Below are 15,252 nucleotides of genomic sequence, written 5' to 3'. Positions count from 1 at the left end.
ACGAGGGTCGCGATCTCGAAGTAAGGTGAGCCTAACCTAACTCGGAATCGATCATTCCCCCGCCCCTCGGGCTCCACCGGATGTCCGCCCTCGCTCCGCCCTCGCCCCGCTATCCGTCCACGCGGCCTCCGCGTTCCGCTTCCGGCCGCCCCGGGGTGTCGCTCCCGGCGGACGCCGTCGCCTGCGCCTGACGCGACTGGTCCTCGCTGAGTCCGCGCCGCCAGTACGCGGCGGACGTCACCCGCGCACGGTCGAAGCCCCGCTCCCGGACCAGGTGATGGTGGAGCGCCCGCACCCCGGACGCCTCGCCCGCGACCCATGCGTACGGTGTGCCTCCCGGCAACTCGGCGGCGCGCACGGTCTCCACGCCGCAGGCGGCCCCCTCGCTCCGGACGAGCCAGCGGATGCGGGCCTTCGCCGGGGTGTTCAGCGCCTGCCGGTCCTCGGTGTGCGGGACCTCCAGCCAGACCCGGGCCGGCAGCCCCGCGGGCAGCCGCTCCAGGGCGGCGGCCGCGGCGGGCAGCGCGGTCTCGTCGGCCCGGATCAGCACCCAGTCGGTGTCGGCCGGTGGCCGGAAGCGTGCGGCGGAGCTGTCCGCGACGGCGGGGCCCAGCACCGTGAGCCGGTCGCCGGGGGCCGCCGCCCGCGCCCAGCGGGAGGCGGGGCCGCCGTCATCGTGCAGCACGAAGTCCAGGTCCACTTCGGCGGAGCCGTCGGCCCGCAGTCGCTGGGCCCGTACGGCGTACGTACGCAGCGCCGCCCGTTCGTTCTCGGGCAGCGCCCGCCATCGCGCGTGCCATGTCCCGCCGTCTCCCGCCGGGGCCACCGCCTCGCTCCGCCCCGGCTGCGGCAGGAGGATCGACAGGCTCCCGTCGCGGCCCTCGGCGCACAGGTCCCCGGCCCCCGGCCCGCCGAGCGTGATCCGGAGGATGGACGGGCCCAGCCGCCTGGTCCGCAGAACGGCCAGGTCGAAGAGCCGGAACGGGGCGACTTCGGGGGCGGTGGCGGTCGTCGGCGTCAACGGGAGCTCCTCCGGGACGGGCCGGAGCGATGGGCGGACGGGCCCGGCTTCCGGCTGGGGCAATCCGAAGGAAGGTTAGCCTAGCCTTGCTTGGTGGGCTCAGGCCCCGAACTCCGCCCGGCAGGCGTCGAGCCCCTCCACGGTCACCTCCACGCTCCGGTGCGCCTCCCACCGGGCCCGGTCCAGGCGCAGCCGCCGGAGCGTGACGGGCGCGCCGCGCACGACGGCCGTCTCCAGGCCGTCGTCCGCATACCCGAGCCGTCGCGAGACCCCGAGCGAACGCGGGTTGTCGGTCATGGCGGCCGAGACGGCGTACCGCGCGCCCAGCCCGGCGAACGCGAGGTGGAGGGCGGCCGCGCGCATCTCCGTACCCAGGCCCTGGCCCTGGTACGGGAGCCCGAGCCACGACCCCGTCTCCGCCTCCCGCCGCACCCCGAAGTCACGCCCCATCAGGTCCTGTCGGCCCACGACCTTCCCCTCGTGGAGGACGGCCAGGCTGAGCGTCCAGTCGTCCATGGACCAGCCGGCCACGGTCCCCAGCAGGTGCTGGAAGACCGCCCGCCCCACCGCGTCGGGCTCCCCGTCGGTCCACGCCACGTTGAACGGCATCCGGTCCGGGTCGTGCACCCCGCCGGCCGCCACCGAGGACAGCTCGTCGAGGAGGTCGAGGCCGGGCAGGCGCAGTTCGAGGCGCGGTGTGCGGAGGCGGAGACCGTAAAGGGGCCAGTGCCGGGGGTCCATGAGGTCCATGACGAGACTCTGCCGGACCGGCGGGAGGGGTGTCGACCGGAATACGGGTGGCGCGCGGCGGCGGGGGCGCGGCCGGACGGTCCCGGCCGCGCCCCCGCCCCGAGCGATCAGACGCCGAGCCCCGCGGGCTGTTCGACGCCGCCCGGGGTGCTGCTCCGGACCGGCGGGGCCCCGTCGCCCGTAGGCGCGCCGCCGTTGCCGGAGGAGCCGCCCGTCGCCGCCCGCCGGGCGCGGAGGCCGAACGCGCTGACGGCGGCGGCGAGCAGGGCGGCGGCCAGCGGGACGACCAGCGCCGCCCGGTATCCGTCGAGGAGCGCGGCCGGTGATGTGCCGTCCGTGGCACCGATGTTGACGGCCGCCACCGCGGACAGCCCCAGCGCCGCACCGAACTGGAAGGACGTGTAGAGCAGCCCGCCCGCCACGCCCTGCTCCTCCTCGGCGATGCCCTCGGTGGCCACGATGGTGAGCGGGCCGTAGACCAGGGAGAAGGCCAGGCCCAGGAGGAGCAGACCCGGGAACATGGCCGCGTACGTCCAGTCCGCGGCGATCGGCAGGAACAGCCCGTACGACAGCGACGCGAGCAGCAGCCCGCCGAAGATGACCCGCGCGTTGCCGAACCGGGCCACCAGCTTCGGTGTGAGGAGCGGTGAGAGGACCGCGTCCACGCCGATGACGATCAGCGCGAAGCTGGTCCGGAGGGACGACCAGCCGCGCAGTTCCTGGAGGTAGAGCACGGCGATGAACTGGAAGCCGAAGAACCCGGCGGCGAACAGCAGCCCCGACACGTTGGCGCGGACCAGTGACCCGCTGCGGAAGATGCCCAGGCGCACCAGCGGCGAGGACGAGGCCCGCTCGATGAGGACGAACGCGAGGAAGAGGAGCAGCGCCGCCCCGATCGTGCCGGCCGTCCAGGCGGCCGAGACGTGCGTGGCGCGCTCGACGCCGAAGACGAGGAGCAGGATCCCGGCCGTGACGGTGACCGCGCCGGCCAGGTCGACGCTCTGCCCGGTGCGGTCCGGGCGGGGCGAGGCGGGGACGAGCGCGAGCGCGGCGATCAGGATGCCGAACGAGAGGATGACCGGGGCGAAGAACACCCAGCGCCAGTCGATGGCGGAGAGCAGACCGCCGACGACCAGGCCGATGGAGAAGCCGCCCGCCGCGGTGCCGGCGTAGACGAGCAGGGCCTTGTTGCGCTGCGGCCCCTCCGGGAAGCCGGTGGTGATGATCGACAGGCCGGCCGGGGTCATGAAGGCCGCGGCGATCCCCGTCACGAAGCGGGCGACGATGAGCATCCACCCCTCGGTCGCCAGGCCGCCGAGCCCGGAGAAGAGCAGGAACACCACGAGCCACAGGACGAACATCCGACGCCGGCCGAACAGATCGGCCGCCCGTCCGCCCAGCAGCATGAAGCCGCCGTAGCCGAGGACGTACGCGCTCATCACCCACTGGAGCGTGCCGGTGGACAGGTCCAGGTCCTCGCGGATCGCGGGCAGGGCCACGTTGAGCATGGCCACATCGATGCCTTCGAGGAAGATCGCGCCGCACAGGACGAGCAGCACGCCCCAGGCGCGTCCGGTCATGCGGTCACTGCTCGGAAGGGAGGGGGCTGGGGACACGGGACTTCTCCTTGTGCGCGGAATTCGGGCAGGGCGAGGCACCGCAACGGCGGTGGTGTGGAAAGGGATTCGGGTGCGCGGGTCTCAAGCGGGTCGGAACACGGGTGAGTTACCGAACTGCCGGTCGGTTCCCTCTTGTAACCACTCGAAGCTTGCGGCACCGTGGGGAGGTATGGAAGAAGGCACTTCGAAGTCACCGAGTCACTGCGCGGATACCAACACAGGACTGGACTACGACATCAGCCAGTGGGACGTCCGCGAGGGATGCGAGGTACGGCAGATCCTCGACCGCGTCGCGGACAAGTGGTCGCTCCTGGCCATCGCCCACCTGGAACGCCGCACGCTGCGCTTCTCCGAGCTGCGCCGGCTGATCGAAGGCATCAGCCAGCGCATGCTGACGGTGACCCTGCGCCAGCTCGAACGCGACGGCCTGGTGCGGCGCACGGTCTACCCGGTGGTCCCGCCCCGCGTGGAGTACGAGCTCACGGAGCTGGGCGCGACGCTGCACACGACGATCCGGTCCCTAGTCGACTGGACCGAGAGCCACCAGCAGGAGATCGCGAAGGCGCGTGCCGACTACGACGGCCGCCAGAGCGTGGAGATGTCCGCCCCCTGAGGCCCACGGACCGTCGCCCGCGCGCTTGCGCCCCCCCGCCTTCGTCATGTTCACGTGACGGGCGCCGCACTAAAGTGCAACTGTGACCCCACCTCATGGAAACGCCGTGTCGCGCCTGGGCGATGACGACCGCGAGAGCGCCGTGCGGCGCGTGCGGGAGGCGTACGCCGAGGAGTACATCTCGCACGAGGAGATGGACGAGCGCCTCGGCCGGGTGCTGGCCGCCACGTCGCGGGACGAGCTCGCGGCGGCCCTGGACTCGCTTCCGGCGGAGGACCCGGGCACCACGTCGACGATCGCCGCCGCCGGCGGACGGATCACCCGGCGCGGCGCATGGCGGGTGCCCCGGGTCCTCAAGGTCGAGTCCGCCTTCGGGCGGGTGCGCCTGAACCTGTCCCGGGCGGTCTTCGAGGGCCCGGTCGTCGACATCGAGCTGAGCCTCGGCACCGGTGGCGCGAGCATCACGGTCCCGCGCGACGCGATCGTGGAGATCGAGGGCCTGAACACCGGGTGGAAGGACCTGCGCTACCGGCCCCGGCGGCCGTCCCGCCCCGGCGGGCCCCGCATCCGCTTCTCCGGGGCGATGGGATACGGCCGGCTGAAGATCCGCCACGCCTGGCGCTGAGACGCGGGCGGTACGAGGTCGCCGTACGAGCCCGCCGTACGAGCCCGCCGTACGAGATCGCCGTACGAGATCGCCGTACGAAGTCGCAGTGTGAGCCCGCCGTACGAGGTCGCAGTGCGACACCGCCGTACGAGCCCGCCGGTCCGGCGCGTCCGTTGCATCCGGTGCGTCCGGCAGTGGGGGACACGGTCTGTTGGCCGGGTCTTCCCATCGCGGCCCTCTCGGGGAAAACTGTGCCGAGCACTGTGGTGCACGTGCCCGAACGGGAGTTGGACAACGTTGTCATCCTGTCGTTCCCTCCCGGGTCGGAGATCCACGCCTTCCGTCCGACCTGAGAGGACCGACTCATGCGGCAACTCACCGCCGCCGAACGCCCGCCTGCCCGGACGAGACCGGGCCGGCTGCGCGCCGTCGCCGCGGCCGCCGCCCTGACGGCCGGTGCGCTCGTGGCCGGCCTGGCGCCCGCCACCGCCACGGCCGCCGCCACCACGGACGTCGCCCCGCGCGCTTCGTCCATCAGCCCCTACGACGCCGTCGACCCGTTCATCGGCACGCGGTTGGACCCGGCCCAGAACAAGGGCAACAGCGCGTACGGCAACACCTGGCCGGGCGCGACGACCCCGTTCGGCATGGTCCAGTCGAGCCCGACCACGTACCGCTCCTCGGACGGCGACCAGAAGGGCGGCTACGAGTACAGCGCCGACAAGATCCGCGGCTTCGGGATGACGCGGCTGTCCGGCACCGGCTGCGAGGGCCGGTTCAGCGCCTTCGACTTCCCGGTCCTGCCGTACACGGGCGAGCTCGACGGCGGCGCGCTGCCGACCAGCCCCGGCACGAAGATCGACCCGTACTACCTGGACTTCGACCACCGCGACGAGACGGCGGCCCCCGGCCACTACACGGTCGGCCTCGGCAACGGTGTGGAGACGGAGCTGACCGCGACCGCGCGAACCGCCGTCAATAGGTACGAGTTCCCGGCCCGCAAGGACTCCTCGACGCTCATCCTGGACGTGGCGGGCTCCAACAACCGGGTCTTCGACAGCGAGGTGAAGGTCGAGGGCCGTACGGTCAGCGGCTGGGTCGAGACGGCGTCGGTGTGCGACGAGGGCGGCCGCTACCGCGCCTACTTCTCCTCGACGTTCGACCGCGCGTTCACCTCGTACGGCACCTGGCAGGGCGGCGAGGTCACCCCGGGCGCGGCGAGCGCGCGCGGCGGTGAGGCCAAGCACGGCTCGGGCGCGTACCTCGTCTTCCCGAAGGGCGCGACGGTCACCGCGCGGACCGGGCTGAGTTACGTCAGCGTGGCGAACGCGGCCCGCAACGCCGAGGAGGAGACCGGCGGCCGGAGCTTCGACCAGGTGCGGAAGGCGACGGCGAAGGTCTGGAAGGACACGCTGGGCACGGTCGGGGCCACCGGCGGGACGAAGTCGGAACGGGTGAAGTTCTACACGGCGCTCTACCACTCCCTCCTCCACCCGAACATCTCCGACGACGTGAACGGCCAGTACCCGGGCCACGACGGCAAGGTCCGCAAGGTGGCGGCCGGCCGCCACCACTACGTCACCTATGCGGGCTGGGACCTGTACCGGGGACAGGCGCAGCTGATCGCGCTGCTCTTCCCGAAGGTCGGCTCGGACATCAACCAGTCCTTGGTGGACCTGGTGAAGCAGACGGGCGCGTGGCCCAACTGGCCGCATCTGAACCAGTCGCAGCAGAAGATGAGCGGCGACTCGCTCCAGGTGGTGGTGTCGTCGATCGACGCGTTCGGCAGTGTGGACTACGACCGCAAGGCGGCGCTCGCGTCGATGCGGAAGACGCAGCAGCTGCCCGCCGACACGACGAAGCGGGCGCACGCGCAGCAGTACTTCAGCGCCGGGTTCATCGACAACGGCAAGGGCGACTCGGCGACGTCGAAGACCCTCGAATACGCCATCGACGACTTCGCGATAGCCCAACTGGCGGACAGGCTGGGCGAGAAGGACACCCACGACCGGTTCATGACGCGGGCGCAGAACTGGCAGAACCTGCTCGACCCGGAGACGCAGCGCATCCGCCCGCGCGGCCGCAACGGCTTCGACCGCTCCTTCAACCTCGGTGAGCGCGGGAACCAGTTCGAGCAGGCGACGGGCTATCAGTACGGCTGGATGGTCCCGCAGAACATCGGCACGCTGATCGAGAGGCGGGGCGGTGTCGAGGCCGTCACGCGCGACCTGGACGAGCACACCGACGCCCTGGACGCGGGCGTCTACAACACCACGGGCGCCTATCTCTCCAACCAGCCGAGCTTCTCGATGCCGTACGTCTACAACTGGCTGCGTCAGCCGCACCGGACGTCGGAGGTGCTGCGCCGCGCGACGGACGAGATGTACGGCACGACGCCGTCGGGCCTGCCGGGCAACGACGACCTGGGTTCGCTCAGCTCCTGGTACGTGTGGGCCAACCTCGGGATGAACCCGACGGTGTACGGCACGGCGAACCTGGTGCTCAGCTCGCCGATGTTCGACCGGATCACGATCGACAGCGCGGACAGCGACCGCCGGATCACGATCAAGGCGGACGGGGCGGCGGCGGACAAGCCGTATGTGACGGGGCTGAAGGTCAACGGCCGCTCCACGTCGAGGTCCTGGCTGGACGAGGACTTCGCGCGGGCGGGCGGTGAACTGACGTTCACGATGGGCGCGGCTCCTGCGGCATGGGGTACGGGAGCGGCCGACGTACCGCCGTCGTACACCGAGGGCTCCGACGCCCGCAACAACATCGGCTCGACGCCGGACGGCCTGGGCAGGCTGGGCTCGCTCGACCTCAGCGACAACTCCCTCTCCCGGGAGAAGCTGGCGGCGGCGGGCGCGACCCCGGGCGCGAAGCTGCCGCTGGGCGAGACGGGGGCCACGTTCACCTGGCCGAAGACCAGGGCGGGCGAGCCGGACAACTGGATCCCGCACGGCCAGCGGATCGACCTGACGGCCCGGGGCGGCAAGGGGATCAAGGCGACGGGCATCTCCTTCCTCGGCCTGGCGACGAACGGGCCGTCGCAGGGCTTGGCTGCGGTGGAGTACGAGGACGGCTCGACGCAGAACGTGGCGGTGCAGTTCACCGACTGGACGCCCGGCGCCGACTACCTCTACGGCAATGTCCCGTTGGTGGCCACGGAGGGCCGCAACAAGGTGAACGGCACGTCGGACACCACCCGCACGGTGGTCTTCGGCACGGTCCCGCAGGTGCTGGACGGGAAGAAGCGGGTGCGGTCGGTGGTCCTGCCGCAGGGCACGGACCGGGGCATCATGCACGTCTTCGACGTGGCCCTGACGACCAACCCGGACCTGAAGGCGCCGGGCGTCACCCCGGAGCGCATCGTCCTCACCCCGACCACCACCCCCGCCACCTCGCAGGCGGTGACGTGGCGGACGGGCAGCGGCACGACGCAGGGCGAGGCGCAGTACCGGCAGGCAGGCTCCCACTCGGCCTGGAGAAGGGCGAAGGCGACCACGAACGAGGAGCTCCTGAGCAACGGCGTCCCCACCCGCACGCACTCGGCGGTGATGGACCGGCTGAAGCCGGGGACGGCGTACGAGTACCGGGTGGGCCACCGCGACAAGCTGAGCGAGAACCACACCTTCACCGCCGCCGGCAAGCCGGGCGAGGAGTTCACCTTCCTCTACTTCGGCGACGCCCAGAACGACCTGAAGGCGAAGTGGGCCCCGGTCGTGGACCAGGCCTACAAACGCTTCCCGAAGGCGATCGGCAGCGTCAACGCGGGCGACCTGGTGGACTCGGGCGGCAACGACGGCCTGTGGGACGAGTGGTTCGGCGCGATGAACGGCCACAGCCAGACGACCAATGTGATCGCGGCCCCGGGGAACCACGAGTACAACGCGGACCTGTTCCTGAGGAACTGGAAGTCGACGTTCGCCTATCCGGCCAACGGCCCCACGGCCACCCCGGCGAAGGACGCAACCCCTTCTGAACGCCAACGGGCCGCATACGAGGCCCACATGGCGAAGTCCATCACGGAGACGGCGTACTACACGGACTACCAGAACGTCCGCTTCATCACCCTCAACGCGAGCACGCACGACGCCCGAGAGCTGATGACCCCGCCCGACCTGCCGCCCTGCTCCGAGGCCTGCCCGGACCCGCAGAAGCTCTGGCTGGACCTCCAGGCCCGCTGGCTCGACCACATCCTGGCGAACAACCCCAACAAGTGGTCGGTCGCCACCTTCCACCAGCCGGTGTTCTCGGCAGCGGTCGGCCGCGACGAGAAGCCGATCCGCGACGCCTGGCTCCCGGTCTTCCAGCGCCACGACATCGACCTGGTCCTGATGGGCCACGACCACGTCTACGCCCGCGGCTACGTCGACGCGGACGCCACGGACACCCCGGGCGTGACGACGGGCCCGGTCTACGCGGTCGCGATGGCGGGCCCGAAGTACTACGAGCTGTCCCCGGCCGACGACAACGTCTGGACCCGCAACGGGGCGACCCAGGTGGCCCGCGCGGCGCACACGTCGACGTTCCAGGGCATCACGGTCTCGAAGAACACGATCCGCTACGAGGCGGTCATCGGCGCCCAGTGGGACGACAGGTCGACGACGGACAAGGAGGTGGGCCAGACCCTGGACGCGTTCACGATCACGAAGAGCGACGACGGCGTGAAGTACGTGACGGAGGACGGGGTGGCGGTGCCGGGCGCGCGGCGTTCCTAGCGGGTCGGGGCCGGGGGGTGAGCCGCCGTCCGTTCACGGACGGCGGCGCCCCCGGCCCCTGATCGTCGCCCCGGGGCGACTCAGCCCGGCAGCCCCAACTCCCGTGCGATCAGCATCCGCTGGACCTCCGACGTTCCCTCGCCGATCTCCAGGATCTTCGAGTCGCGCCACATCCGCGCCACCGGGTACTCGTTCATGAACCCGTAGCCGCCGTGGATCTGCGTCGCCTCCCGGGCGTTGTCCACCGCGACCGTCGAGGAGTACAGCTTCGCGATCGCCGCCTCCTTCTTGAACGGTTCGCCGGCCACCAGCCGCGAGGCCGCGTCGCGCCAGCCCACGCGGGCCATGTGGGCGCGCATCTCCATGTCGGCGATCTTGAACTGGATCGCCTGGTTCGCGCCGATCGGCTTGCCGAACGCGTGGCGCTCGGCCGCGTACTTCACCGACTCGTCGACGCAGCCCTGCGCCAGGCCCGTGGCCAGGGCCGAGATCGCCACCCGGCCCTCGTCCAGGATCCGCAGGAACTGTGCGTAGCCGCGGCCCTGTTCGCCCAGGAGGTTCGCCGCCGGGACGCGGACGTCGGAGAAGGACAGCTCCCGGGTGTCCGACGCGTTCCAGCCGACCTTGGAATACGGTGCGGCGACCGTGAAGCCGGGGGTGCCCGAGGGGACGATGATCGCGGAGATCAGCGGGCGGCCGTCCGGCTTGCGGCCGGTCACCGCGGTCACCGTGACCAACTCGGTGATGTCCGTGCCGGAGTTGGTGATGAAGCACTTCGATCCGTTGATCACCCACTCGTTCGTCGCCTCGTCCAGCACCGCCGTCGTCCGGGTGCCGCCCGCGTCCGAGCCGCCGTCCGGCTCCGTCAGGCCGAACGCGCCGAGCGCCTCGCCCGCGCAGAGCTTCGGCAGCCACTGCCGCTTCTGCTCCTCGGTGCCGAACAGGTGCAGCGGCATCGCACCCAGCGAGACCCCGGCCTCCAGGGTGATCGCCACCGACGAGTCGACCCGGGCCAGCTCCTCCAGGGCGATCCCGAGCGCGAGGTAGTCGCCGCCCATGCCGCCGTACTCCTCCGGGAACGGCAGCCCGAACAGGCCCATCCGACCCATCTCGCGCACGATCTCGTACGGGAATTCATGGCGCTCGTAGAGGTCGCCGATCTTCGGCGCGACCACGTCGTGCGCGAACGCCTCGACGGTGCGGCGCAGTTCCTCGTGCTCGGCGGTCAGCCGGTGGTCCAGGGACATCGTGAATCGTCACTCCTTGTGGGAGGGGGAGAGGGAGGGGCTGGGGGTGTCCGGCGGATCAGGGCCGGGCGCCCCCGAGGGCGCGGACCGTGCGGGATGGACTCGGCCGGCCCAGGTGTCCGGCCAGCCAGACGCTGGTGGCGGTCAGTTCGGCGAGGTCGACGCCCGTTTCGATGTCCAGGCCGTCGAGCATCCACACGAGGTCCTCGGTGGCGAGGTTGCCCGTGGCGCTCTTCGCGTACGGGCAGCCGCCGAGGCCGCCCGCCGAGGCGTCGACCGTGCTCACCCCGTGCTGGAGCGCCGCCAGGGTGTTGGAGAGGGCCTGGCCGTACGTGTCGTGGAAGTGCACGCCGATCGCCTCCGTGGGGACGCCCGCCTCGTTCAGCGCGGTCAGCAGCGCCGCCACATGGCCGGGCGTCGCCACCCCGATCGTGTCGCCGAGCGACAGCTCGTCGCAGCCCAGGTCCATCAGGGCCTTCGCGACCCGCACCACCTGGGCGAGGGGCACCGCGCCTTCCCACGGGTCGCCGAAGCACATCGACAGATACCCGCGCACCTGCACCCTGTCCGCCTTGGCGCGGGCCACCACCGGCGCGAACATGGCCAGCGACTCGTCCACGGACCGGTTCAGGTTGCGAGCGGAGAACGTCTCCGTCGCCGAGCCGAACACCGCGATCGACCGGGCCCCGAGCGCCAGGGCCCGGTTCAGGCCCTGTTCGTTCGGCACGAGGACCGGCAGGGATACGTCACCGACGTCCGCCACCTCGCCGAGGAGCGGGAACAGCTTCTCCGCGTCGGCCAGTTGGGGCACCCACTTCGGGTGCACGAAGCTCGTCGCCTCGATGGTGGTCAGGCCGGCCACCGCCAGCCGGCGGATGAACTCCGCCTTGACCTCCGTCGGGACGATCCCCTTCTCGTTCTGGAGGCCGTCCCGCGCCCCCACCTCGTGGATCCGGACCCGGGCGGGGAGACCGGGCATCGGGACCTTCATCGGGAGCGCCCGCGTGGTCATGCGTCCTCCCCGGGGGTGACGACGGCCAGGATCTGGTCCATCGCCACCGTCGCGCCCGCCGTGACGTCCAGCTCGGTCACGGTCCCCGCGTGCGGGGCGGAGATCACGTGCTCCATCTTCATCGCCTCCACCACGAGCAGGCTCTGGCCCGCCTCGACCTCGTCCCCGACGGCCACCTTCACCACCGTGACCGTGCCCGGCATCGGGGCCGCCAGGGTGTCCGCCCCGCTCCGGCCCGCCCCGCTCAGGGACGCCTCCACCGGGTCGTGGTCCTGGACGTGCCAGGTGTCGCCGTCCCGGCCGAGCCACTCGCCGGAGCGGTGGAAGTGGACCACCGTGCCGTCGAGTTCGACCGTCACCCGGTCGGGTCCCACCACGGCGCCGGCCGGAGCCCCGTACGTCACCGGGTCCGCGCCCGCCACCCGCAGCGGGAACAGCAGCGGCGCCGGAGTGCCGCCCGTGCGCCAGCCGTTCGGCACCGAGAACGGGTCCGTCCAGCCGCCCGCGTCCGGCCGGGGCGCCAGCGCGTCCCGGCGGACCGCGGCCGCCGCCGCGTACACCTCGTCCGGGACCCCGTCCGGCACCAGGCTCTCCGCCTCGCGCTCCACCAGCCCCGTGTCCAGGTTGCCGGCGACCACGTCCGGGTGGGCCAGCAGCCGGCGCAGGAATCCCGCATTGGTCGGGACGCCCAGGATCACCGTGTCCGCGAGGGCCGCCCGCAACTTGCGGATGGCGGTCGCGCGGTCGGGGCCGTACGCGATGACCTTCGACAGCATCGGGTCGTACAGGCTGCCCACCGGCACGCCCTCGCTGAGCCCCGAGTCCGTCCGCACCCCGCCGCCCTGCGGCTCGCGCAGCGCCAGCACCGTACCCCCCGAGGGCAGGAAGCCGCGGGACGGGTCCTCGGCGCAGACGCGGGCCTCGATCGCCCAGCCGTTCAGCACGATGTCCCGCTGTGCGTAGGGGAGTCGCTCGCCCGACGCCACTCGCAACTGCCATTCCACCAGGTCCAGGCCGGTGATCAGCTCGGTGACCGGGTGCTCGACCTGGAGACGGGTGTTCATCTCCATGAAGTAGTACGAGGCCGGGTCGTCGCCCGGGACGATGAACTCCACCGTCCCCGCGCCGGCATACCCGCAGGAGCGTGCCGCCTGCACGGCCGCCTCGCCCATCGCCGCCCGGGTCTCCTCGTCCAGCAGGAGCGAGGGGGCCTCCTCGATGATCTTCTGGTGGCGGCGCTGGAGCGAGCACTCGCGCTCGCCGAGGTGGATCACGTTGCCGTGGGTGTCGGCCAGCACCTGGATCTCGATATGGCGGGGGCGGTCGATCCACCGCTCGACGAGGAGGGTGTCGTCGCCGAACGAAGCCCGTGCCTCACGCCTCGCCGCCGCGATCTCCTCCGGCAGCACCGCCGCGTCGCGGACCAGGCGCATGCCCTTGCCACCGCCGCCCGCCGAGGGCTTCAGCAGCACCGGCATGCCGATCTCCCGTGCGGCCGCCTCCAGTTGGGTGTCGGTCAGGCCGCTCCCCGACGAGCCGGGGACGACCGGGACCCCGGCCGCCGCGACCGTCTCCTTGGCCCGGATCTTGTCGCCCATGAGGGAGATCGCGGAGGCGGGCGGGCCGATGAAGACCAGGCCCGCGTCCGCACAGGCGGCGGCGAACTCCGCGTTCTCCGCGAGGAAGCCGTAACCGGGGTGCACGGCCTGCGCGCCCGTGCGGCGGGCCGCCTCCAGGAGCGCCGGAACCGACAGGTAGCTCTCGGCGGCCGGCGGCGGGCCGATCCGTACCGCCGTGTCCGCCTCCCGTACATGCCGGGCGTCCGCGTCCGCGTCGCTGAAGACCGCGACCGAGCGCACCCCCTGCTCCCGCAGGGTCCGGATCACCCGGACCGCGATCTCGCCGCGATTGGCGACCAGAACGGTGTCGAACATCGTCATCTGTTCCTCACATCCGGAAGACGCCGAAGCCGGGCCCGGCCGGGTCCTTCTGGGGCAGCGGGGCATTGGCGCAGGCGGTCAGGGCGAGGCCCAGCACCTGCCGGGTGTCCACGGGGTCGATCACACCGTCGTCCCAGAGCCGGGCGGTGGCGTAGTACGCGTTGCCCTGGGTCTCGTACTGGGCGCGGATCGGGGCCTTGAACGTCTCCTCGTCCTCGGCGCTCCAGTCGTCGCCGAGCTGGTCGCGCTTGACCGTCGCGAGGACCGATGCGGCCTGTTCGCCGCCCATCACCGAGATCTTGGCGTTCGGCCACATCCACAGGAAGCGGGGGCTGTAGGCCCGGCCGCACATCGAGTAGTTGCCCGCGCCGTACGAACCGCCGACGACGACCGTCAGCTTCGGCACCCGGGTGCAGGCCACGGCCGTGACCATCTTCGCGCCGTGCTTGGCGATGCCGCCCGCCTCGTAGTCCCGGCCGACCATGAAGCCGGAGATGTTCTGGAGGAAGACGAGCGGGATGCCGCGCTGGTCGCACAGCTCGATGAAGTGCGCGCCCTTCTGGGCCGACTCGGAGAACAGGATCCCGTTGTTCGCGACGATCCCGACCGGATGGCCGTGGATCCGGGCGAAACCGGTGATCAGCGTCGTGCCGTACTCCGCCTTGAACTCCTGGAACCGCGAGCCGTCCACCACTCGGGCGATCACCTCACGTACGTCGTACGGGGTGCGGGAGTCCACCGGGACCGCGCCGTACAGACCGGCCGGGTCCACCTTCGGCTCCTCGGCCGGCTCGACCGACCAGGGGAGCGGGGCGCGGTCCGGGAGGGTCGCGACGATGTTGCGGACGATCCGCAGCGCGTGCGCGTCGTCCTCCGCGAGATGGTCGGTGACCCCCGACGTACGGGAGTGGACCTCGCCGCCGCCCAGCTCCTCCGCCGTGACGACCTCGCCGGTGGCGGCCTTCACCAGCGGCGGGCCGCCGAGGAAGATCGTGCCCTGGTTGCGGACGATGACGGCCTCGTCGCTCATCGCCGGGACGTAGGCCCCGCCCGCCGTGCAGGAGCCCAGCACCGCCGCGATCTGCGGGATGCCGGCCCCCGACATCCGGGCCTGGTTGTAGAAGATCCGCCCGAAGTGGTCCCGGTCGGGGAAGACCTCGTCCTGCATCGGCAGGAACGCGCCGCCCGAGTCGACCAGGTACAGGCAGGGGAGGCGGTTCTCCAGGGCCACTTCCTGGGCGCGCAGGTGCTTCTTCACGGTCATCGGGTAGTACGTGCCGCCCTTGACGGTCGCGTCATTGGCGACGATCACGCACTCCCGGCCGCTGACCCGCCCGATCCCGGCGATCACCCCGGCAGCCGGGGCGGAGCCCCCGTACAGCCCCTCGGCGGCCAGCGGGGCCAACTCCAGGAACGGCGAACCCGGGTCGAGAAGGGTGTCCACCCGGTCCCGGGGGAGCAGCTTGCCGCGCGCCTCGTGGCGGGCCCGTGCCTTCTCACCCCCGCCCAGCCGTGCCCTGGCGAGGCGTCCCGCCAGCTCGTCGGAGAGCGCGTGATGCGCCGCCTCGTTGGCCTGCCAGGCCTCCGAGGCGGGATCGGCCGCGCTCGCCAGGACCGGTGCCTGCTGCATCGTGTCGAGCCCCCTTGCCCGTACCGCAGTAGTGAAATGGCGTTGACATGCTGTTAATGAGCGTTAACGCCTTTCCTTCAGGTTAACGAGCG

At 71.8% G+C, this 15,252-nt stretch carries 10 protein-coding genes; 3 read left to right on the top strand and 7 right to left on the bottom strand.

What is annotated here, in order from left to right; all coding sequences use genetic code 11:
* Positions 1-109: 109 nt before the first annotated feature.
* The 3 genes from ACH4UK_RS05710 to ACH4UK_RS05700 form a co-directional block, all read right to left on the bottom strand.
* Positions 110-1,021: a siderophore-interacting protein gene (locus tag ACH4UK_RS05710; protein WP_398354698.1), complete on the bottom strand. Its 912-nt coding sequence runs from the start codon at positions 1,019-1,021 to the stop codon at positions 110-112.
* A 99-nt stretch (positions 1,022-1,120) separates the two neighbouring features.
* The gene (locus tag ACH4UK_RS05705; protein ID WP_398354937.1) at positions 1,121-1,762 is read right to left on the bottom strand and encodes a GNAT family N-acetyltransferase; all 642 of its coding nucleotides are present in this window, start codon (positions 1,760-1,762) and stop codon (positions 1,121-1,123) included.
* A gap of 116 nt (positions 1,763-1,878) precedes the next feature.
* The gene (locus ACH4UK_RS05700; RefSeq protein ID WP_398354697.1) at positions 1,879-3,351 is read right to left on the bottom strand and encodes an MFS transporter; all 1,473 of its coding nucleotides are present in this window, start codon (positions 3,349-3,351) and stop codon (positions 1,879-1,881) included.
* Between the two features lie 208 nt (positions 3,352-3,559).
* Here ACH4UK_RS05700 and ACH4UK_RS05695 point away from each other — a divergent pair, with 208 nt between their 5' ends.
* From ACH4UK_RS05695 to ACH4UK_RS05685, 3 genes are all read left to right on the top strand, one after another.
* Positions 3,560-4,003 (top strand): winged helix-turn-helix transcriptional regulator, encoded by a 444-nt coding sequence (locus ACH4UK_RS05695; RefSeq protein ID WP_398354696.1) that lies wholly within the window; start codon positions 3,560-3,562, stop codon positions 4,001-4,003.
* A gap of 115 nt (positions 4,004-4,118) precedes the next feature.
* Complete coding sequence (locus ACH4UK_RS05690) at positions 4,119-4,628, top strand: DUF1707 domain-containing protein (RefSeq protein WP_398354936.1); 510 nt, start codon at positions 4,119-4,121, stop codon at positions 4,626-4,628.
* Positions 4,629-4,975: 347 nt separating this feature from the next.
* The gene (locus tag ACH4UK_RS05685; RefSeq protein ID WP_398354695.1) at positions 4,976-9,331 is read left to right on the top strand and encodes a GH92 family glycosyl hydrolase; all 4,356 of its coding nucleotides are present in this window, start codon (positions 4,976-4,978) and stop codon (positions 9,329-9,331) included.
* Positions 9,332-9,411: 80 nt separating this feature from the next.
* On the opposite strand, the gene ACH4UK_RS05680 is transcribed toward ACH4UK_RS05685, so the two are convergent.
* The 4 genes from ACH4UK_RS05680 to ACH4UK_RS05665 are packed head-to-tail and all read right to left on the bottom strand — an operon-like array spanning position 9,412 to position 15,160.
* Positions 9,412-10,578, bottom strand: coding sequence for an acyl-CoA dehydrogenase family protein (locus tag ACH4UK_RS05680; RefSeq protein WP_398354694.1), 1,167 nt, complete (start codon positions 10,576-10,578; stop codon positions 9,412-9,414).
* 58 nt (positions 10,579-10,636) lie between these two features.
* Positions 10,637-11,590: a hydroxymethylglutaryl-CoA lyase gene (locus ACH4UK_RS05675; protein ID WP_398354693.1), complete on the bottom strand. Its 954-nt coding sequence runs from the start codon at positions 11,588-11,590 to the stop codon at positions 10,637-10,639.
* Positions 11,587-13,530, bottom strand: a complete 1,944-nt coding sequence (locus ACH4UK_RS05670; protein ID WP_398354692.1) for an acetyl/propionyl/methylcrotonyl-CoA carboxylase subunit alpha — start codon at positions 13,528-13,530, stop codon at positions 11,587-11,589. The genes ACH4UK_RS05675 and ACH4UK_RS05670 overlap by 4 nt, the downstream gene beginning before the upstream one ends.
* Positions 13,531-13,537: 7 nt before the next feature.
* Positions 13,538-15,160, bottom strand: coding sequence for a carboxyl transferase domain-containing protein (locus ACH4UK_RS05665; protein WP_398354691.1), 1,623 nt, complete (start codon positions 15,158-15,160; stop codon positions 13,538-13,540).
* Positions 15,161-15,252 lie beyond the last annotated feature (92 nt).

Origin of the sequence: Streptomyces sp. NPDC020884, from assembly GCF_044333935.1 — a bacterium.
GTDB lineage: Bacteria > Actinomycetota > Actinomycetes > Streptomycetales > Streptomycetaceae > Streptomyces.
This window is presented reverse-complemented; position numbering and strand designations above follow the sequence as displayed.

Excerpts from the sequence above, each read along its gene's own strand:
- ACH4UK_RS05680 (WP_398354694.1), bottom strand. The coding sequence starts at position 10,578 with ATGTCCCTGGACCACCGGCTGACCGCCGAGCACGAGGAACTGCGCCGC.
- ACH4UK_RS05670 (WP_398354692.1), bottom strand. The coding sequence starts at position 13,530 with ATGACGATGTTCGACACCGTTCTGGTCGCCAATCGCGGCGAGATCGCG.
- ACH4UK_RS05685 (WP_398354695.1), top strand. The coding sequence starts at position 4,976 with ATGCGGCAACTCACCGCCGCCGAACGCCCGCCTGCCCGGACGAGACCG.
- ACH4UK_RS05700 (WP_398354697.1), bottom strand. The coding sequence starts at position 3,351 with ATGACCGGACGCGCCTGGGGCGTGCTGCTCGTCCTGTGCGGCGCGATC.
- ACH4UK_RS05705 (WP_398354937.1), bottom strand. The coding sequence starts at position 1,762 with ATGGACCCCCGGCACTGGCCCCTTTACGGTCTCCGCCTCCGCACACCG.
- ACH4UK_RS05695 (WP_398354696.1), top strand. The coding sequence starts at position 3,560 with ATGGAAGAAGGCACTTCGAAGTCACCGAGTCACTGCGCGGATACCAAC.
- ACH4UK_RS05675 (WP_398354693.1), bottom strand. The coding sequence starts at position 11,590 with ATGACCACGCGGGCGCTCCCGATGAAGGTCCCGATGCCCGGTCTCCCC.
- ACH4UK_RS05665 (WP_398354691.1), bottom strand. The coding sequence starts at position 15,160 with ATGCAGCAGGCACCGGTCCTGGCGAGCGCGGCCGATCCCGCCTCGGAG.